14 protein-coding genes are annotated in these 20,327 nt (G+C 39.1%); 2 read left to right on the forward strand and 12 right to left on the reverse strand.

The genetic code is table 11. The features are described 5' to 3' along the window. Positions 1-28: 28 nt before the first annotated feature. Both Q0081_RS07035 and Q0081_RS07040 read left to right on the forward strand, forming a co-directional pair. On the forward strand, positions 29-280 hold the full coding sequence (locus Q0081_RS07035) for a hypothetical protein (RefSeq protein WP_298350692.1): 252 nt from the start codon (positions 29-31) through the stop codon (positions 278-280). Between the two features lie 149 nt (positions 281-429). Then, positions 430-1,470, forward strand: a complete 1,041-nt coding sequence (locus Q0081_RS07040) for a hypothetical protein (protein WP_298350694.1) — start codon at positions 430-432, stop codon at positions 1,468-1,470. Positions 1,471-1,526: 56 nt separating this feature from the next. On the opposite strand, the gene Q0081_RS07045 is transcribed toward Q0081_RS07040, so the two are convergent. The 12 genes from Q0081_RS07045 to Q0081_RS07100 all read right to left on the reverse strand — a co-directional run bounded on the left by Q0081_RS07045 (position 1,527) and on the right by Q0081_RS07100 (position 20,327). Then, complete coding sequence (locus tag Q0081_RS07045) at positions 1,527-2,846, reverse strand: sulfatase-like hydrolase/transferase (RefSeq protein ID WP_298350696.1); 1,320 nt, start codon at positions 2,844-2,846, stop codon at positions 1,527-1,529. A gap of 293 nt (positions 2,847-3,139) precedes the next feature. Beyond that, positions 3,140-4,177: an alginate lyase family protein gene (locus tag Q0081_RS07050; RefSeq protein ID WP_298350698.1), complete on the reverse strand. Its 1,038-nt coding sequence runs from the start codon at positions 4,175-4,177 to the stop codon at positions 3,140-3,142. A 164-nt stretch (positions 4,178-4,341) separates the two neighbouring features. Then, positions 4,342-5,922, reverse strand: a complete 1,581-nt coding sequence (locus tag Q0081_RS07055) for a sulfatase (protein ID WP_298350700.1) — start codon at positions 5,920-5,922, stop codon at positions 4,342-4,344. Between the two features lie 64 nt (positions 5,923-5,986). Beyond that, positions 5,987-7,471: an alkaline phosphatase gene (locus Q0081_RS07060; protein WP_298350703.1), complete on the reverse strand. Its 1,485-nt coding sequence runs from the start codon at positions 7,469-7,471 to the stop codon at positions 5,987-5,989. Further along, positions 7,468-9,054: an arylsulfatase gene (locus tag Q0081_RS07065; RefSeq protein WP_298350705.1), complete on the reverse strand. Its 1,587-nt coding sequence runs from the start codon at positions 9,052-9,054 to the stop codon at positions 7,468-7,470. Before Q0081_RS07065 ends, Q0081_RS07060 begins: the two co-directional genes overlap by 4 nt. A 56-nt stretch (positions 9,055-9,110) precedes the next feature. Then, entirely contained in the window at positions 9,111-11,447 is a 2,337-nt protein-coding gene (locus Q0081_RS07070; RefSeq protein WP_298350707.1) for a glycosyl hydrolase family 95 catalytic domain-containing protein, read from the reverse strand. 104 nt (positions 11,448-11,551) lie between these two features. Beyond that, a complete protein-coding gene (locus tag Q0081_RS07075; protein ID WP_298350709.1) occupies positions 11,552-11,743 on the reverse strand; it encodes a hypothetical protein in 192 nt (63 codons plus the stop codon). Positions 11,744-11,970: 227 nt separating this feature from the next. Beyond that, positions 11,971-13,413 (reverse strand): glycoside hydrolase family 88 protein, encoded by a 1,443-nt coding sequence (locus Q0081_RS07080; RefSeq protein WP_298350711.1) that lies wholly within the window; start codon positions 13,411-13,413, stop codon positions 11,971-11,973. A gap of 420 nt (positions 13,414-13,833) precedes the next feature. Continuing rightward, on the reverse strand, positions 13,834-15,264 hold the full coding sequence (locus Q0081_RS07085) for a sulfatase (RefSeq protein ID WP_298350713.1): 1,431 nt from the start codon (positions 15,262-15,264) through the stop codon (positions 13,834-13,836). A gap of 11 nt (positions 15,265-15,275) precedes the next feature. Beyond that, positions 15,276-17,942, reverse strand: coding sequence for an alginate lyase family protein (locus Q0081_RS07090; RefSeq protein ID WP_298350717.1), 2,667 nt, complete (start codon positions 17,940-17,942; stop codon positions 15,276-15,278). 12 nt (positions 17,943-17,954) lie between these two features. Continuing rightward, on the reverse strand, positions 17,955-19,163 hold the full coding sequence (locus Q0081_RS07095; RefSeq protein WP_298350719.1) for a glycoside hydrolase family 88 protein: 1,209 nt from the start codon (positions 19,161-19,163) through the stop codon (positions 17,955-17,957). Positions 19,164-19,187: 24 nt separating this feature from the next. Next, positions 19,188-20,327 carry a DUF4861 family protein gene (locus Q0081_RS07100; RefSeq protein WP_298350722.1) on the reverse strand — a complete coding sequence of 380 codons (1,140 nt, stop codon included), beginning with the start codon at positions 20,325-20,327 and terminating at the stop codon, positions 19,188-19,190.

The following is a 20,327-nucleotide window of genomic DNA, read 5'->3' on the forward strand; positions in this document are numbered from 1 at the left end:
AAAAAACGCAATACACAGCCAATAAAAAATGACAGAGAAAGTCAATAACGACAATGGTTTACAGGCACGGTGGACAGAACGCCAACTGGTAATAACTAAGCATTCGTTTTGGGCGAAGCCCTCGTTGTTTGTTGTCTTCCGAAGGGAGACTGCGAACTCAAAATACATGGAGTTTTTGCAACACGGCAAATGCTACAATATTGGCTTTATCGTCCCTGTTGGCCGTAATTGGCTGTGGCCAACCGTAACGGTCCAAAATAATTTGTGTGCTGTCGGGTAATCAAGGACATTCGGTTTGGTATTTTCTGACCGCACTGAGAAGTTTATAAATAAGGGGTGTTTCTTTGATTGATTGTCAGTACTAAATTGATAATTTAGGCCCTTTAAGTTTTAAAATTTGAAGGTCTTTTTCTAAAAATCGTAAAAACTATGAAAGCACTTTTACCCATTTTATTCTTCATTTTGCTTTTGTCAAAAGAAGGAATTGCACAAGATGAGAAACCACAGGCCATAGAAAGGGCTTGCCCAAACACATTTAGTGTGACTAAAAATACAAAAACCTATTCGTTAAGATACGCCAGTAATCACGCCATTGCCGAATCAAATAAAAACATTACTCAATTGGTTATCTACATTCATGGGGCCAGAAGAAACGGATTGGACTACTACGAATGGGGTGAAAAAGCGGTCATTGCAGCCAATAAAACGAATGAAACCCTGTTTATATCCCCTCAGTTTACTTCTGAAAAAGATTTGGAAGACCACAAACACGATGCTAACCATTTGTTTTGGACAAATAACAATTGGCGAGTAGGCGACGAGTCGGTGTCGAGTAAAAAGCGTAAAATGGACGATACCTTTAGCAGTTTTAGCTTAATAGATTCTATGATTGCCCGAGTTTGCAACAAAAAGCTTTTTCCAAAACTTAAAAATATCCTTATCGTAGGCCATTCGGCTGGTGGGCAATTTGTTTCACGTTATGTAGGTATGACACCAATGCCTACTATACAGAAGAAATACAAATTTCGCTTCATTGTGATGAATCCCTCCAGCTATTTATACTTAGACGATAGAAGGCCGATGAAAACAAATTCAGGGTTGACTTTTGCCAGACCTGATACAACAGGTTGTAGTAGTTTCAATGACTATCCACGAGGCACTGAAAAACTAAATCCCTATGCTTCTAAGGCAGGAATCGGAACCATCAAAAATCAATTTTTGAACCGAGACGTTGTGTTTATACTTGGCGGAAATGATGTCAATATGAACGATAGTAGTTTAGACAAATCTTGTGGTGGCAACCTTCAAGGGCGTTTTCGTCTGGAACGCGGACAGTTTTTTTATGAATACATTCAGCTTTTTTCAACCAAAAAGAAAATTCATCAAATTGAAGTAGTACCCAATGTGGCCCACGATGGCGACAAAATGGTCAATTCAATGGCTGCTCAAAGGTTTATGTTTAATTTTTAAGGGTAATTTGTTTACTGAATCGTTGTTATCAGATGTGTAACTCAGTACATTAATTATCATTTTTGGACTAATGCTAATTTTAAGGCAAGATTATCTTTAATTGTCTTAAAATTAGCATCTTGTGCTAAGTTTTTTTGCTCGGATTCATCTTTTGTTAAATCGAAAAGATACTCTGCACCAGATTTTGTTTTAATGTATTTGTATTGTTTATCTCGAAACGTAGTTCCGTTTTTAGTATCGGGGTTCATAACATGATCAATCTCTTCATAAGTAAAATCACGGGCAAAACTATTGGGTGTTGTTAATAATGACTTGAAGCTCTTTGAGTCTTGATAAGTAGTTATGTTTGTTCCTGCAATGTCGGCAATTGTTGCAAATAAATCGGTTGTATTAATTAAGGAAGCATCTATTCCTTTTCTGTTTACGCCTTTGCCATAAATAATCATTGGAACTCGTACACCACCTTCAAAAAGAGACCCTTTTGAGGTGTCTTTTGTGAAAGGACTTTGAGCAAGTACTTCTGGTGTTCCATTATCACCTAAAAAAATAATGATTGTATTGTCCAACTGAGCCTTCGGAATGTTCTGTAATAAGCGATTAATTTCTGTATCCATCGCCTCAATTGAAGCGAGATATTTTGACAAATTTGTATTCGTAGGCGTGCTGGTTATTAGGTTATTTGGTGGCTCTTGATAAGGAAAATGAGCGGCATTATGTGCCAACCATAAAAACCATGGTTTGGTTTGATTCTTTATCCAGTTAATTGACTCGTTCGTAAATTCTGTTGTTGTATAATTTGTTGAACTTGTAGTTTGTCCGTTCGTAACTTTTTGCCATTTATAATAATCGGTCACTTCACCACCCATAAATCCTGCAAAATAATCAATACCCATTTTGTTGGGGTTAGATGGTCCTCCATTGGTATTGTCGGACAAATGCCACTTGCCTATTACAGCATCGGCGTACTTGTTTGAAGTATTTTGTTCAATAAATTGTTGTATTGATGTAGTTGTCAGCTTAATACCCCCCGCATTAGGTGTAGGCAATCGAACAACACCAGTCCGAAATCCGTATTGACCCGATAAAATGGTAGCCCTTGTTGGAGAGCATAAAGGATTGGCATATACTTGCGTAAAAATTAAGCCATCTTTCGCCAATTTGTCTAATGTTGGCGTTTTTGCCTTCTGTGTGCCAAAATTTGAAAATCCATTAAATGGATCTATCCCAATGTCATCGCCTATTATTAGGAGAATATTAGGCGAAAGGTTTTCGGTTGCAGGCGTACTATTATCAATTGTATCACTTTTTTTACAAGAAGATAAGATAAACAAAACACTCATCATCAAAATGGAGAGCTTGATTATTTTTAAAAACATCGTTGCTAAATTTGATTGATTTGAAACATTTATTTATTCGGTAATAGCTAAATACACTGTTTTATTATTAATTCTATGTCTCGCAGATATACGCTGATTTGGCTGAATAACCCACAGCCTCGGACGGTCGCACGTTTTCGCGGAAATCAGCGAGTATCAGCGGATTTTAGATTTGCGTAAATCTGCGAGAGAGAAAAAATAACTTTTAAAACACTGTACTGAACGTAAAAAATTATAAACTTGAAATAGATAGTTGTTAGTTGAGTACCGATATTCTCTACTTCTAATATTCGTTAAAATACCCAAATCAACGGATTACGTATTGGTAAATTCCGAATTACTTCATCGTTTTTAGGGAAATGTTCGAGTTTTTTCCAAGTATCCAACCAAGCCTTTTCTTTATATTTTTGATACCCAAAAATCAAAAAAGGCTGTGCCACAGGCCATTCATTCCAGTACATTACATCCTGTGAACTTTTCCAAGTGGCTTTATTTTCTACAAAAGGATAGAGAAATTCTACCCCTTTTTTGAGGGTTCGGCTATCTTCTAACGCAAAATCCCACAGGCTCTCTTTTTCATCAGAAAGTACATGGCAAACGGTGGTCATGGCATCTAAATTGAAGAGCGAATAGCCATAAGGTTTAGTCCTTTTAAGTTCGAGCGGAAAGCTGCCGTCCTTTTCTATTTGATTGGGCATTAAGACCGTTTTGAATCTGTTTTTACAATAATCAAGCATTTCTTGGTTGCCAGTAAGCTTTGCAAATGAGGCTACTTGCATTACCCAACACGTTCCGTGGTTATTTTTTGCATCACGTTCTTCTATGCCGTAAGGATGTGAATTTACCCAGACTAAATACTTAGAAAACCAATCTTTTACCTTCCCTAAGTCTTGTTTATTGACAACTTTGGCATTTTGCATCACGAGTACACCTTGTGCCACTTCCATCATTTGTATCATGTCAATCAAGCCTGTACCACGTCCTGTTACTTTTCCTTTGATGGCTTGGGCATAAAGCAATGAGGGGTTCATGTAGGTTTTTTCGTCAATGAACCAAGCATTTAGATGTTCAAACGCTTTCTTGACGTATTTTTCGTCTTTGGTTAGCATGTACGCCGAGGCCAAAGTACCAATTATCTGACTGAACCGAATCATTGCCTTACGATGTGCCACGAAGTTATTGGGGTTTGACTGCCCATCTCTTTGGATGTAAGGCCCATTTGGGTCGTTTGGGTTTTGCCACCAATAATCACCTTCCGAATAAAAATCATGTAGCCCACCTGCCGAACGTTCGCATTGTTGAGCAGTAACCGTGATTGGCTTCTCGGTCATCGCAATTTTAGCGTTTCCTAACACTTGGCTTCTAAGAATTGGGCTTATAGTCTTAAATAACGAACTTTGTCCAATTCCAACAATTGGAAATAGTACGGAAATAATCAATATTTTGGCAAAAATTTTCATCTGGTATTTGTTATTGAGTCCTTTGATTAAGAATTTTATCTCGACTGCTTTTGATTTGTTAAAAATTCTGACATCAATTTCTCGTGGTCTTTCAGCACAGCCTTATATTCTGTTTTTGATGCTAAGTTTTCAGTTTCCAAAGCATCTTTTTGATAGTTATACAATTCCACTGCGACAGGTTTTGCAGTCGATAGAATGATTGTATTTCTGTAATTTTGTTCGTACCAAGCCACATAACGATAGCGTTTTGTCCGAATCGTATAACCCATCATTTTGTCGCCTTTTCTTGGATATTGACTTTGGGTAAATGATTTTAGTTCAATCTCAGGATTTTTCAAAACTGGAACTAAACTTTTACCAGCTAGATCTGCGGGTGTTTTTAAACCTGCCATTTCGGTTAAAGTTGGGAAAATATCTACAAACTCACTTAATCCTTGGGCTTTTTGATTTCCTTTAAATGCTGGCGATGCAATGATAAGTGGGGCTTTGGTGGCTTGTTCATAATTATCGTGTTTGCACCAAAGTCCGTGGTCGCCCAAATGCCAACCATGGTCGCCCCACAGAACAACGATGGTGTTTTTATCTAAGCCTTGTTTTTTTAATTCATCCAACAATTTTCCTACCTGTGCATCCATGTAGCTTACTGCCGCATAATAGCCATGAATTAACTCTCGTTGAATAGCCTCTGATTGTGGCGTGGCTTTGGCATCAAAATGTTCAAAATTGCTTTGCATATAAGCATTGTATAATTCCCCTGAATTTTGAGCTGCATAATCGGGAGCTCCTACGGGCATACGTTGAACACCAGAAATCTTGATTTTTGAACGGTCATATAAATCCCAATATTTTTTAGGCGAAATAAAAGGTAAATGTGGTTTAACAAAACCCACAGCATAGAAAAATGGCTTTTGGTCTTTGGCAAACTTCCCGAGCATTTCAATGGCATTTTTAGCGACAACGCCATCCATGTAGGCATCATCTGGCACATCTGCCGACTCTACAGCTGGACCTTTATTGTTTGCCAAATATTCAGTTAATTCTGTGCCTGTAAGCCCTCGACTTTTGGCATCAGCTTCAATTTTGGCAACTTTTGCTTTCGTTTCAGGCAACTGATAGCCGTTTACAGGTTTTTCAAAGCCTGCGGCATAATTGCTCGGAAATTTTCCATAGGATACTGCTGGAATACTCCAAGAAGGTACATCCATTCCTTTATCAACCGAACGTTGGTCAAACATTTTACCAATCGTCGCTGTAGTATAGCCATTTTCTTTAAAGTATTGAGGGAGGGTAACTACATTGGGAACCATGTCTCTGAGCTGGGTTTTCAAATCCCAAATTCTGGTATAATCAGGTCGTTGGCCAGTTAAAAGACTGGCTCGGGTAGGGGCACAAACAGCCTGCTGGCAGTAATTATTCATAAAAACTGTCCCCATTTTGGCCAATCGGTCAATATTGGGCGTAATCATTTGGCTTTCACCATAACAACTCAACAATGGTTTTAAATCATCTACAGCGATGAAAAGAATATTGGGTTTTTCTGTTTTTTGTGCAAAAAGGTCATGGCCTAAAACAAGTAAGCATAAAGCCAAAGTCCAAAGGGTAGTGGTTTTTTTCATAAAAAAGATTTGCAGTTTAAACTATTTCTAAAAAATCAGTAGCAAGCCAAAAATGATTGAAAAATTAAACAGTCCTTTCCTTTTTCCATTCATAAACAACTGCCCCATGAATGTCATGGTGTTGAAAAGTAATGCTACTTTTATTGTCTATTCGTTTTAAATCAACCGATAAAAAACCGCCTTTTACCAAATGAAAACGGTGATAGGCTTTGTTTTCACCTGGCGTACCACCTGCGTGCTCATCGCTTGCTGCACCGATGCTGAATTCATTAAGACCCGTTTCGGGATGCACCGAATGGTATTGCCAATGACGGTCGCCACAAATCACGAAAAAATTATCTGGGACATTCGCTTGAAGCCAATTTCGCAATTCATCGCCTTCGTGTTTGAAACCTTTATTGGTATGATTATCATCCTTCTGCGGACGGTCAGGCCCCACTAAAGGTGTTGGACTGACAAGCACTTTCCATGTAGTAGTGCTTTCTTTGACCGTTTTTTGAAACCATTCTTTTTGTTCTTTGCCCCAAATCGTTTTTTCGGGACCATCGGGCATTTCATTGGGAGAACGAAAATCCCGTCCATCCGTCAGCCAAATTTGTAGATCTTGTCCCCAACGGAAAGTGCGGTAACTTGGAGAATTTCCATACATGGGGGCTTGTTGATAGAAAATATTCTGCCCTTGTGCGAATGTAAAATCACCCATTTTTGCACCTGGTTCAGAGTCATTATCAAGGGTGTCGTGGTCGTCTTTTAGCCAATATGTACCGACATTGCGGTTAAATTCCATCAAACGAGGCAAACTAAACATGCGTTCCCAATGGTAACGCGCCAATCGCTCTGTAAAAGCCCTTGGCATATCGTTGTCATAATAGACCAAATCGCCTGTCAGACAAGTGAATTTGGGTTTAAGTGCCAGCATCGCTGGATAAATATTGTGCCCATCTGGATGCCCACGGTCGGGATAGCCTTGACAGGTCATCAAGCAAAAACGAAAATTGCTGGGTGTGTCAGCGGCAGGTGCGGTTCCAAATTTGCCTTTAAATGTTTCGCGTCCTTTTTTGCGTTTGTTGGTGGTCGCTTCGCTTTCGTAATAGTAAGTTGTATCGGATTTTAAACCTTCCAAAGTAAAATGATGAATGAAATCGGTGCTTTCTGATACTTCAACCCATTCAGTCGTTTGAGCTGTTTTTAAATTTTCATCTACCCCATAACGAACCCGCACAAAGCCTGAAACACCAGGACAAGCACCTTCGAGTTGCTCAACAGGAACGGTGACAACTGGTAATTGGCCTTGGGGATAATCGTTCATACGTCCAGGAATAAGTACACCTTTGTTATTGCGAACAGGCACTGAAGTTAAGCGCGTCCAAATAATGGCAGAAGTATCCGTGACTTCACCGACCCGCGTACCCATGGCTTGATAAATGATTTTATTTTCATCAAAAATACGGAGGGGTATCCCCGAAAGTACGGAAGAGCCCAAAGCGATTGAAGCCGTTTGTTTTACAAATGCACGACGAGTTACGGGTGTTTTATCTTTTTTTTTCATTTTTTTACCTTTTTCTTACTTTGTTTCACACCTACTTTTTTAGCCCAAACATCAAAATCAATGCTCATTTCAGCGACTTTTTTTTCAGATTGTTGAGCGATATTCTTATTTTCGCTTGGGTCTGTTTCGAGGTCGTACAATGCCCAATCGGCCTCATCTGCTTCTTTTACTAATTTAAAATTGCCTGTTCTAATCGCTTCATTGCCTTGATGTTCCCAATAAAGTGTTCTTGGATTCGCTTTTTTACCCGTCCAAAGATAGCTTAGGCTTTGACCATGAATATTTGTAGCGGCAGGGGCTTGTGCCAAATCAAGGCTTGTCGGCAAAAGGTCAATGACGTGACTTGGGGCATCCATATACCCTTTTTTCGGTTTGATTTTAGCGGGCCAGTGCATGATACAAGGGCTGATAATACCGCCTTCGTGGGTGAATTTTTTATACAATTTGAAAGGCGTATTCGAGACATTTGCCCATTGATAATCATACGTGCCGTAGGAACCCCGCTCCCCGATCCTTTTAGTGGGTAAGCCGAGTTTTCTATCGTCCACATTTTCATCGCAGCCGCCATTATCCGATAAAAAGACGATGAATGTGTTGTCTAACTGCTTCGTGTCTTCTAAATTCTTTATCAATTTGCCAATATTTCTGTCCATCCTGTCAATCATCGCTGCATAAACAGCCATTTTCCTTGCCCAAGTGGCTTTGTCTTGCACTGAATTCCAAGCTGGAATATTATTTGGGCGAGTCGTAAGCGCATAACGTTTGTCCAATAAACCCAATTTCTGCATTTTTTTGAAACGGTTTTCACGGGTCACATCCCAACCTTGTAGGTAGAATTTTTCATATTTGGCAATGTCTTCTTCGTAGGCATGAAGCGGAAAATGCGGCGCAGTATAAGCGAGATATAAAAAGAACGGATTGGCCTTTTTGCCTGCCTGATTAATAAATTCAATCGCCTTGTCGGTAAAAGCGTCAGTGGCGTAATACCCCTCAGTAGGAAGCACATATTCTTGGTCATTCAAGACCATAAAACGTTTTCTTTTCTCTTTTAAAACCTCAAAATAGCTCGAAGCACCCGAAATCAAGCCGAAATATTTATCAAAACCCCGTTTAAGAGGCCAATGTTCTGGGCTTTCACCGACGTGCCATTTGCCCGTCATATAGGTATTGTATCCTGCCGCATGTAGTCGCTCGGCAATTGTCGGCACACTCGGGTCGAGATAACCTTGATAGCTGCCTTTCTCTACTTTTTCATCTTCAAAAGACACCATGCCGCCCATGCCGACCGCATGAGAATAATTGCCCGTCAGTAAAGATGCGCGTGTCGGACAGCAACGACCTGCATTGTAAAAGCTTCTCAATTTAATCCCATTCACCGCTAATTTATCAATATTGGGTGTGCTGATTTCGCTGCCGTAGCAACCAATATCCGAAAAGCCCATATCATCTGCCATGATGATAATGATATTGGGGCGAGGATTTGCCGTTTCTGTTTTTTTCAGCGATAAGAAACTGCACAAAACGATACCACTCAACGCTGTGAGCAAGAGTAGAGCGGATTTGGTTTGTTTAAATATTTTCATAAAAAATTGATTTTTAACGCTTTGTAAAATACCCCCCTCCGTATGTCTGCTAAAATCTAAGGTTTTTTAGTTCTCACACCCCAATTATTCATATCTTCTACTTTCATTGGCAAAGATGAAATTATGAAATCCTTTGGTTTTTCACCTGTGTAAAGTATCGCTTCTTCTCCTTTTTTTAAATTCAGTTCAACCACGCCATCGTGCTGTTTCATTTTGACAGTTTTTGACGCAATCAGTTTTATTTCACCCATAAAATCTGCTTTAATCAAACAGGGGTCTCCTGCAAGACTTTGGATTTTTATAAACTCAGTTTTACTATTTTTACTAACAGCACTGACTAAAAAGCCCCCCTCAGTACGTAGGTTAAAAAACTCGGTATTTTGCCAAGTTGAAGGTATCGCAGGGAAAACTCGAATGACTCCACCCCAACTTTGTATCAACATATCTAAAATACTGCGTGCCGCTGAAATAGGCGACTCAAATGTGGGGTTTTCTCTTTCACTGTAAAAAGTATTGGGTGTAGCCGTTGGCGTGCGTTTCGGGGCAGGCGGTTCTGCAAATCGGGGTAATAACTCTAAGGAACGATTGAGCCATTTCAACGCCTTATCGCCCTCGCCCAAAGCTGACCACAAAGACGATGCGCCTGAAAATTTATAAATACAATTGTCGCCATCTAAATCGGTAAAATGTTGAACAGATTTTTGCATCATCGGAATACGATTGGGTTCGTTTTCAATCGTCATGTCATACAATGGAAAAATTGCAAAAAGGTGGCTATAATGCCGATGGGGTTTCGCAAAAGGCACGTCTTTGCCTATCATTATGCCGTTTTCATCTGTATTGTAGTCCTGCATTTTAGCAAGCGTTTCTTTCCAACGGGGCAATAAAGGGTCGTCAATTTTCAAGCGTTCAGCTATCGAAATCAATGTTTTAAAACCCCACCGAGCTAAGGCAATATTGAGACTGGTTTCTTTTGCATTACCGTATTCATCGGAATAGGTGTAGGGAATATGGTACAAACCATCGTCGCCTTTATACAAAATGCGTAAATAAACATTGAACGCCCGCCGCATCAAGGGATAAATCGCATTTCTCAAACGTACATCGTCCCCAATGCGGCTGTTGTGTACATAATACATCTGCATCAGCCATGGTAAAACGATGATATTCAATTCTTTATCATTATTTTTGTCGTCCGATAAAAACAGTGGATTGTACATATCGTCGTAGTTAACAGGATTTCTAACACCTGCACAATCGGCTTGAAAAGCTGCGGGAACATTGGCGATGAGTTGGTCTTTATGACGGTCAATCAGTTGGTATAAATTATCTTCCAAATCCGCGTGATTGGCAGTGCCAAACACAAAATACGTGAGTTGCACATTCAAATTCATCCACACGAGGGGCCAAGAAGTCGGCTTGAACCAAGGCCCCAAAAGGTCAATCACAGGCCGATTGGGGTGGGTCGCACTGCCTAATTTGTACAATTGAATCCAATAAAAACTTTCCAAACGGGCATCTGGAATAGATATAAAACTTGCAGAATAGTAGTTGTGCCACCAATTTCGGTGGGCTTTTTCCATATCGCTGACTTTTTTCTGTAGCCCCGCTTTTATCGTAGCTACCGCATCCATCGCCGAACCCGAAGCGGCTTTGCGGTATTTGCCCCAACGATTGGCAACTGTCACCAAAACGGTTCGTGAATTATCGGCATTAGTTTTTTCGCTCCACGCCGTTGCATAATCATCGCCCATCAACAAAGGCTGCGTGACGACTTCTATAGCGTCCATTATTTCTGTGCGAAAAGGTGGGTTTTGTTCATATTTTACATTCAATTCTAAACCCATTGCCCGTTTTGCAATGTAGCGTGCGCTTTGTGCTAATTGTGGTCGGAATTGAAATTTTACCGTTTTTTCATTGCCCGTTGTTGTCATATTGACCACAATCAATTCTTCTTCCGAAGGGGTAAAACAGCGAAAAGACAGTGTGCCTTCGGTCGTAGTCAATTCGCCTCTGATTTCAGCGTTCCATAAATCAGTGCAGATTGATGTTTTTATGATTTTGCCGACAGGCTTTAAAAGCAATTGCCCAATGGGCAAACGCGAAGTTTCATAGGCACTCGGTTCTTTTGTACGGTGGTCAAACACGTCCGTTCTGCCAATTTCAAAACGCAGCGCATTGGTGTCTATATCGTCTTTAAAAAGTATCGTTCCCAATAAACCATTGCCGACAAAAGCCCCTTCAAAATAGTCGGCGGGCATTTTATCCCACACTAAATCGTGTTGCGCCAAATAGGATTGCCAATGGACGTTTAGTTGAACGGCCGTTTGTTTTTGTGCCGAACAAAGGATGTTTGTTATGAGAAAACAGAGTATTGTAGTTGTTATTTTCATAATTTAATTGGTCGTGAAGTTTCCCCTCCATAAAAAAGGTATTTTTAAGGTATAAAATGCTCATTTTATCGCATCTCTCACTTCTTCAATAAACTTAGCCACTTTCACTTTTGGGTCGCCTTTGCCAAGTGTTTCAAGTGGAATATAGCTTCGATAACTGCTGTTTGAATAAAATCATTGTGGTTTTGAATGGCGTCAATAACACCGTGTTTTTGACCGTATTCGACACATTCTTTGATGTCTTTGACCATCCATGTCGCAATCGTATCCCATGAATATTCTTTTATGGGGTTCATGGTTTTTGCCATCAACGGGTCGTTGAAAGAAAAGGCATTTAAACTGGTTTTTAAAAATCTCTTTTTAGGGTTTTTGGCACTTTTTTTGTACGATATAAATCAAAAGATGTCAACGCAGGTGCAAATACCATTGATTTTATAAAATTTCTTCTTGCTGTTTGATTTTTCATCACGTTGTTATTTAGTTCTGTAAAAAAGGTGAAATACAGAGGGGGTAAAAAAGTAAATCATTTCCCCAATTTCAACTCCTCCATCAAAGCTAAAGAGAAAAATGCAGCTGAATAAGCACATGTCACAGGATACCACGGTCTGAAAGCTGCGCCCACTGCCGAGTGTAAATTTACGCCAACTAAACCGCCTTTGGCTTGCAAGTCGGGTCCATCGTATTGATTGTTGATGCACCAAGTCAAGGCTTTTCGGGCAGCATTTAGGTATTTTTTATCCGAAGAGGCTTTGTAGGTTTGATACAAAAGATAACTCCAAAGGGCTGTTCCTTTTTCACTCGCCCCCGCTTTTTCTATGGTTTCATCGGCGATGAAAGCCCAACAGCCTTCTTTTTTTTGCCATAAAAGCATTTGGTCTGCCATTTTTTTGGCTAATGTCAAATATTCGCCTGTGGGAACAGCTCGGTGCGTTGCCAACAGGCCTTCCATTGCCCAACCTAAGCCACGGGTCATTTTTATAGACGTTTGAACACCCGTTTTTTTGTGCCAACCCCGTTCCCAAAGCCCATCAGCACGGCTTAGTTTTTTAATGTGTTCTTTCATGTATCGGTCTGTCATTTTTTGATAATACGGGTCTTTTGTCACGGCGAACAATTCGGCTAACCCCTCTGTTCCAAAGCCCGATTCATCAATGGTGTGTACCGAAAACTTATTTTCATCTATATAAAAATCTTGTGGAATAAGCCCATATTTTTTCATCAAAGTATCTGTCGTGGCGGCTAATAATTTGGCAGCGTCCAAATACTCTTTTTTACCTGTAAAATTATAAAGCGGTAGCCAACCCCATCCTGACAAAAAATTAGCATCGGAAGTAGCAACACAATGTTGATAACCAAAATCGGGCAAAATAATGTCTCTGCGCCAGCGTGAAATAGGCACGCCGTAAACAGGGTGTTTGGTATCCATAATGCGGAGGGATAAGCCATTTTGACCTATTGCATCGGCAATGTTGATTAACTCTGTTGTGTTTTTCGATAGATTTAAATCTTGAATTTTGGTCGCTTCCAATAAAGCTTTTATGGCTGGCCCTGCGCCCCAAATCCAATGAGAGGAACGGTAAGTTTGGGCTTCAATGTCATAAAAAAGATTCAAACTGCCATAAGTTGGGCTTGCTGGATTGTGATTTTGAGAACGAATAATGTATTCTAAGGCATTTTTAAGGGATAACTTAACGTTTTTAGACGATAAATCATCTGTCTTCGGTTTTGTGAAAACGCTTAATTTTTTTGTAAAATCAATCTTTTGTGTGCGTGTTTCAGTTTTACTATTTTGAAGATAGCTAACTTCGACGGTACCCGACCAAGTTTCAGATAGTGGTTCGATATTATATCTAAATTGTCCGTTGATGAGCGGAACTTCTTGTAAAAAATAAAAATCCTGTACTTTAACTGTGGCAGGCTCTACATACAATGAGTTTTCCCAATCTTCTAAAAGATGTGGTGCCAAATAGAGTATTTGTTCATTTGGATAAATAGTTTTGTGGAAATGTTGGTTCCATGCCCACAATGTTGGCTTTTCATTCAATTGGACAACGGGTTTTACACCATTTTGCAATCTTAAATCTACAACAGGATACCATATTTCTTTATTTGGTCGTGGACTTGGAACAACTGTACTTGGGTCTGGATTTTTTGGTGAAATGTCAGTTATTTTTGTTATTCTGTTATTTCTGTCTGACTTTATTTTTACATAAACTTTCTTAATATCAGTAGAAAAGGTAGCTCTCAACTCTATTTTATTTTCAATTGAAAATACAGAGATTTCGTTATTTGTTTGCCCAATACTTTCTAATGAAAGATACATTAGAAAGTATAAAAAACTGAGTTTGATAGATTTGTAATTTTTCATTTTAAATAAATAGTTTACTCAATTTGTCTTCATTCCCGGTTTTAACAATGCCCTGGGGCGATTGGCCTCTGCGGTTTTAGGTACTTGTGAATTTGCAATAACCGCTTTACCTTTTATTGCAAATTTTTGAGTTTTTTGGTCGTTCACCTGATTGATATATTCTTTCGGGTCATTTTTATGAATATAGAGTTCTGTGCCTCTTTTGCCGCCATCCCATTCCGTATATCGCCATTGATTATTAATGACAGTTCTGCCTAAAACATCTACATTTTGGGTACTGTCATAATGAAAAACCATGCTTTTTGCAGGTGGAATGATTCTGTTTTTTCCACTAAAAAAGGGGACTAAATTTTTTCCTTCTAAAACTGGTAAAGTTGACCCGCCACTTAATGCCACTAAAGTTGGATAAATGTCTAAAAGTTCTACTGGCGAATTGACAACTTTTCCTTTTGGAATTCCAGCCCCAGCCATAATCATCGGCACATGGGTAGAAGCATCAAATTGACTTAACTTTGCCCAAAGACCATCATGGTCGCCAAGGTGAAATCCATTGTCGCCCACCAAAACCACGACGGTGTTTTCCCATAAAGAAAGTTTATCCATTTCATCTAATAAAAGCCCAATTTGTGAATCTGTAAATGAAATACAGGCATAATATCCTTGAATCGCTTCTTTTCTGTTGGGTTGAGAAAAACCTGATAGCTCAGTTTGTAAAGCAATTGGTGGGACATTAGACATTTTTGGTTCGGCTGGAATAGAAATTTTGTCTTTTGGATATAAATCAAAAAAACGTTTTGGGGCAGTCCATGGCAAATGCGGTTTGTGAAAACCTGCTGCTAAAAAAAAGGGCTTTTTTTCATTTACTTTTTCCCTCAAAAATCTCAAAATAGTTTGGGTATTGTGTGCGTCACGAGTTCTTGAACCGTCTGATGACAGTGCCAAAGAACTTGGTTTGCCGTCTCCTCCACCTTGGCGAGTATCCACGGCACTTTTTTCTTCTGGATCTTGGCTTGGATTATCTTCGTAAAAATCCCAAGAAGCAACATCACTCATTTTAGCATTGTGGAAAACCTTACCAGCCCCTGCTGTGAAATACCCTTTCTGGCGAAAATATTGAGGCAACATCACGGCATTGGGCAGGGCTGTTCTGGCTGAAACATTTAAGACATAAATACCCGTAGTCTCGGGTCTTTTACCACTTAGAAATGATGCCCTGCTTGGATTGCACAACGGATATTGGCAATAGGCACGGTCAAAACGCACCCCTTTTGCAGCTAAACGGTCAATGTTTGGTGAAAAAACTTCTTTGTTTCCATAGCAACCAAGCGAAGTGTTCAAATCATCAACTACAATGAAAAGTACATTGGGTGTTTTTTTAGATAATTCTTGCGAATAAACTGGTGTTAAAAAAAAAGTTATAAGTACAAAAACTTGAATAGCCTTTATCATTGTGTCCTATTTTAAAAGGTTAATTGCCCTAAAAATGAATTGTAAATCGTTTCATCGACTTCCTTTGCCAATTTATCATAAGCAGGATTGGAATAAGCTTTTGCTGCTGTTTTAAGTATATTGACGGTTTCGCCGTATTCCATTTTCTTGATTTGCTTATAATTCCAAGTTTTTTCTTTTTTTAGATAAGGTATTATCCAATTCACACATTTTTGAAGGCTTTTGCCATCGGCAGTCTGGTAGTTCCACAAATCAATATTTAGATGTTCAGCTAAATGTGCATTATGAAAAAAGCCCATTAAATTCATGTTCACGTACCCCCAAGAGGTGGTGCGTTCTAATTCGTGTGGTTGACTGCCATCGGGTTTAAGCTGACTTTCAATGCGTTTTTTTGTAACTGCTATCTGTTTTTTTGCTAAATCATTCTGACCTGTAAAAAGTGCATAGGATATAATCTGAACATCATAATACGTTCCATGATTATTATGCTCGTCGGCTTCGTCAATGCCCAGTGGGCTTTCCAAAGTCCATGTCAAGAAATCCATGAACCATTTTTTTAAATCCTCATGGTCTTTTTTTGACCAGTTTTTAGAGTTTTGCAATAAAATAGCAGCGTCAATTACTCGGTTTAAGGCACGGGTTTCGATGAGTCCAATGCCTCGCCCTGTATTGATTCCTGGAATTCCCTGTCCAAAGTTTAGATTTGGATTTTGGCGGGTTTCTTTGTCCAAAAACCATGTTTTGATGATTTTGGAAGCAAATTCGGCATAGTGTTCGTCTTTTGTGAAAAAATAAGCCAAAGCCAAAGTTTCAGCATCGTCTTCGACTTTATCCATTTCATCCGAGTCTGTTATTTCATAATATTCTGGATTTCGTTCGCCATCACGTCGGATATACGGCAATCCGTTTGGCTTTGAAGGGTCAGGCCACCAATACGGCCCTATACTCATGTAGTCGTGTTTGTCGCCACTGGGTGGGGTTTGCTTTTTGTGCATTACCGAGTACAATTTTCCTTCTTTAACAATCTTATCAGCACTTTTCAAAAGATTTTTTAGTGCTTGTTTTTTAGAAGGGTCAGTATTATTGGTAATGGCTTTAAGGTTTTTCGCCAAAATCCCTTCATTTAATAGAAGTGTCGAAGAACTGTTTGTTGCAAAATCGTTGTCTAACACACCTTTTATTATTTCTGTCCAAACCTTATAGCCTTTTTCGTTAAAATGTAGTTTGTCATTGATGTACATTTCGGGCTGGTATTTTCCATCTTTACCCAAAAGCTGTTGCATGGTTTCAATAAAATGCAGGTTTGGTGTATTTTGACAGTAGCTTTTAAACAACTCATTTGCTTCTACTATTTTGTTTTGAACTGCCCAACGGCGTTCATTTGGTGAAATAGCAATATAGTAAATTGGCGTAGTTGGGTGTTTTTGACGCACCTTTTGTACGACAGATTTAAAGGCTTCCAAAACTTGGGTCGGAGTTTTATCTTGTTTTCCTGCCGTAATATCGTTACTTCCAGAATAAAAAACGATGGCTTTGAAAGCGTGATTAGCCATAATTCGGTCAATGTAATAAGCCATTTCTCCAATATTAGACCCTCCAAAACCACGATGAATGATTTCGTGTGGGGCTAAATCTTGCTTGATGGTTTTCCATAAACGGATGTAGGAACTTCCAGTAACTAAAATGGCATTTGATGAATAGGATTCCGTTTTATCTAATTTTTCAAATTCTTGAATTTCTTTTTCAAATCTTAATATTCCCTTTGAATCTTCGTTTCTATTTAGTTGTGCAAAAAGCCATTGATTTACTTCCTTTAACGCATCTAATTGATTTTCATTTCCGATGTTATGCCCTGCGTTCACATACAGTCGTATGCCTGTCGGAATGCCTATGGCTAAGGCTCTTTCATACAAAATTTTGCTGCCGTATTTAAAACCATGATAAGCGTATGAAGAATCAAAAGGCACAGTGACGTCGGCAGTTCCATGAATATTAAACATGGGAATATCACCTTGTTGAATCCAATGATAGTCAACCATTGCCCCCCAACAGTCCACTACAGCATGTACCTTTGAAGAGTAACCCGCATTACCACTTGTTCCTTCTAACGTACCATGTTTTTGAATATTGATGTATTTGGGTACTTCCTGTTGGTCCAAATACGCCAGTTGCAGGGCAGTCATAGAGCCAGCCGAGCCGCCCATAACATAGATTTTGGTAGTATCTACGCCGTATTTTTCAGCGTTTTTTCTAAAAAAACGAATGGCAGCCTTGGCATCTTGAACGGCTCGAATCATTGCTTCAAAATACGAGGTGTCAGATTTTGGTTTTTCTATTCCTAATCTATAATTGATAGAGCTTGTTACATAACCACGTTTTGTAAAACTTCGACTAAATAGCATTTGAAAACCTTTTGCTTTATCGCCATTGACAAAACCACCGCCATGAATGAATACAATGAGAGGGCGTTTTTTTAAAGTGTCAGAAGTTGGTGAATAAATATCGAGCAGTAATTTTTCGGATTCACCCTTGATGTTTTTAGCTTCGCCATATTGAATATTTTTTAGAGAATCTATGGAAGCAAATACTTCATTTTTAAAACGTTGTGTGTTTTGTCCTTGCATGTTTTGTGCAAAGAAAAACAGCGTAAATAATGGCGTGAAAATGTAACGAATCATATCTTTCAAGTTTTACTTATTCAATTTTCTTTTTCTCAACAAAGCTTCCAAATAATAGTAGTCAGCATATACGATAGGGACATCAATTTCTGATTTTGCTGGAAGATTACCCGTGCTATGAATCAATAAAAAACCTTTGTTTGTTAGTGGTTCGGCCTTGTAAGTTTTGTTGAGACTTTTCATGATTTTGTCGGCCGTTTCTTTATATAAAACTGCTTTCTCAGGAACCATTGTACTGAGTTCGTAAAGAGCCGAAGCGGTGATTGTAGCAGCCGAAACGTCTCTTGGTTCGTTGGGTATTTTTGGGGCATTATAGTCCCAATAAGGCACTAAATCTTTTGGCATACTGGGGTGATTGAGGATGTAATTCCCGATTTTTTCGGCTTGCTGTAAATACTTTTTGTCGCCTGTTTCACGATAACACATGGTGTAGGAATAAAGCCCCCAAGCTTGGCCTCTTGCCCAAGAAGATTCATCGCTAAATCCTTGATGGGTATTTCTTTTTGTAACCTGACCTGTTTTTGGGTCGTAACCAATAACATGGTACGAACTAAAATCGGGTCTAAAATGATTTTTCATGGTTGTATTGGCATGGCTAACAGCTACTTTATAAAAAGTAGAATCTTTGGTTTCTTTAAATGCCCAAAATAGTAGTTCAAGATTCATCATATTGTCAATAATTACCGGAAAATCCCATACTTCGGCGTGGTGGTCCCATGAGCGAATACAGCCAACAGTTGGATTGAAACGAGTAATCAACGTGCGAGCCGATTGAATCATGATGTCACGATATTTTGGGTCTTTTGTGAGACGATACCCATTGCCAAAACTGCAATAGATTTTAAAGCCCATGTCGTGCGTAACGCCATTTGTTTTTTCTTGCTCGATGGGTGCAGAAAATTCTTTGGCTTTTTCGAGCCATTTTTTGTCTTTGGTAAGTTCGTACATATACCATAAATTGCCAGAAAAGAAGCCGCTTGTCCAGTCTTTTGAAGCCACTAAAACCAAGGTGTCGCCTTTGGTTGTTCTTGGACTTACGCCTTTTGCACCACTGGCTTTTACTTTTGCGAACTCTTCAAAAGCATAATCAAACTGAGCTTTGGCGTGGTCAATGGCTGAGACTTTTCCTTCTTTGTTTTCCTTCTTTTCTTTATTCTGAGCTTCTGCATTTTGTGAGGCAATTGCAAAACAAATGCTTAGGACTAAAATATACTTTTTCATGTTTTTTGATTGTTTACAAAATTTTTATTCAACTGTAACTTTAAGTGGGTTTTCAATGCGGTTTTTGTAGGATTGCAAATAGCCAAACCATGCTGTGGCTGAGGTGATTACATTTGCTTTGTTCCAAGCTGCCCCTGTGTAGTACACAAATGGAACGTCTTTTTGCGAGGTAGCTTGGGTTAATAATTGCGTATTGCTAACTTTCATTTTAATAATTGGGGTAGAAAGAATGGTTCCTACACCCGTTATGCCATCTTCGCCCATTTGTGGTTCCCAATAGCCCATGATGCCTTGTTGTTCGTCCAATAACATAGTGCCTTGGTCTTTTCTTTTGATGATACCGACTACCAAATCCATACTTGGTTTATCTACATATTTGTATTGAGCCTCAATCCGATTGAGCTGAGAACCAGCATCTAATGAAATGGTTTTGGTGGCGTTGACTTTCATCCCCGCCACGTCCCAGTCATCGTATTCTAATGCAAAAGTTGTTCTGAGCGGGCCATTGTCTAATACTTTCCAACGAACATAATTTTTGGAATAATAGATTGAGTCATTGACGTAAGGGTAGGCGTTTCCTGCACCGCAGGTGTAACCAACGTGATAATAATCCATGCCATCGCCCAGATTGTCATGGTATTTTCCTCTTTTATAACGCTCATTAATAACCATTCTACTGGTACTTTTCACCCAGACATCTACGCCATAAGCCATTTCTTTGGGGGTTTGTTCGAGTGCTTTTCCGTACATTCTGAAAGCAATTTTATCATTTTCCCAAGCAAAATCATCTTTACGCTCGGGTACATAACGCCCATAGGTTTTTGTGACAGAAGTACCTGATTTTCCTTTCTGAATCAAAAGTTTAGTTGAAGCATTCGCCGCTAAATCTACTTGGACTAAGAGATTTTGAATGGTTTTTTCGCCCCGAAATTCAAATTGAAAAGGCACATCTTTTTTGGCGAGGTTATTAATTATCTTAAAATTGGATGTATCTATGCTTGGGTATTTTAGTAAAATATCTTTCCAAGCAATAGCCACAACTTCTTCCTTTCGTTCTGACGAAGTGGGGTTTGAAACAGTGATGATTGCTTTTTGATTTTGTGCGATTACTGGCTTTGAATATACCCAACTGAATGCCATCAAAATGAAGCCTAATTTTTTCAT

This window comes from Runella sp., assembly GCF_027484545.1.
Lineage (GTDB): Bacteria > Bacteroidota > Bacteroidia > Cytophagales > Spirosomataceae > Runella.

Excerpts from the sequence above, each read along its gene's own strand:
- Q0081_RS07075 (WP_298350709.1), bottom strand. The coding sequence starts at position 11,743 with ATGAACCCCATAAAAGAATATTCATGGGATACGATTGCGACATGGATG.
- Q0081_RS07040 (WP_298350694.1), top strand. The coding sequence starts at position 430 with ATGAAAGCACTTTTACCCATTTTATTCTTCATTTTGCTTTTGTCAAAA.
- Q0081_RS07085 (WP_298350713.1), bottom strand. The coding sequence starts at position 15,264 with ATGATAAAGGCTATTCAAGTTTTTGTACTTATAACTTTTTTTTTAACA.
- Q0081_RS07045 (WP_298350696.1), bottom strand. The coding sequence starts at position 2,846 with ATGTTTTTAAAAATAATCAAGCTCTCCATTTTGATGATGAGTGTTTTG.
- Q0081_RS07090 (WP_298350717.1), bottom strand. The coding sequence starts at position 17,942 with ATGATTCGTTACATTTTCACGCCATTATTTACGCTGTTTTTCTTTGCA.
- Q0081_RS07100 (WP_298350722.1), bottom strand. The coding sequence starts at position 20,327 with ATGAAAAAATTAGGCTTCATTTTGATGGCATTCAGTTGGGTATATTCA.
- Q0081_RS07065 (WP_298350705.1), bottom strand. The coding sequence starts at position 9,054 with ATGAAAATATTTAAACAAACCAAATCCGCTCTACTCTTGCTCACAGCG.
- Q0081_RS07095 (WP_298350719.1), bottom strand. The coding sequence starts at position 19,163 with ATGAAAAAGTATATTTTAGTCCTAAGCATTTGTTTTGCAATTGCCTCA.
- Q0081_RS07070 (WP_298350707.1), bottom strand. The coding sequence starts at position 11,447 with ATGAAAATAACAACTACAATACTCTGTTTTCTCATAACAAACATCCTT.
- Q0081_RS07055 (WP_298350700.1), bottom strand. The coding sequence starts at position 5,922 with ATGAAAAAAACCACTACCCTTTGGACTTTGGCTTTATGCTTACTTGTT.
- Q0081_RS07050 (WP_298350698.1), bottom strand. The coding sequence starts at position 4,177 with ATGACCGAGAAGCCAATCACGGTTACTGCTCAACAATGCGAACGTTCG.
- Q0081_RS07035 (WP_298350692.1), top strand. The coding sequence starts at position 29 with ATGACAGAGAAAGTCAATAACGACAATGGTTTACAGGCACGGTGGACA.
- Q0081_RS07060 (WP_298350703.1), bottom strand. The coding sequence starts at position 7,471 with ATGAAAAAAAAAGATAAAACACCCGTAACTCGTCGTGCATTTGTAAAA.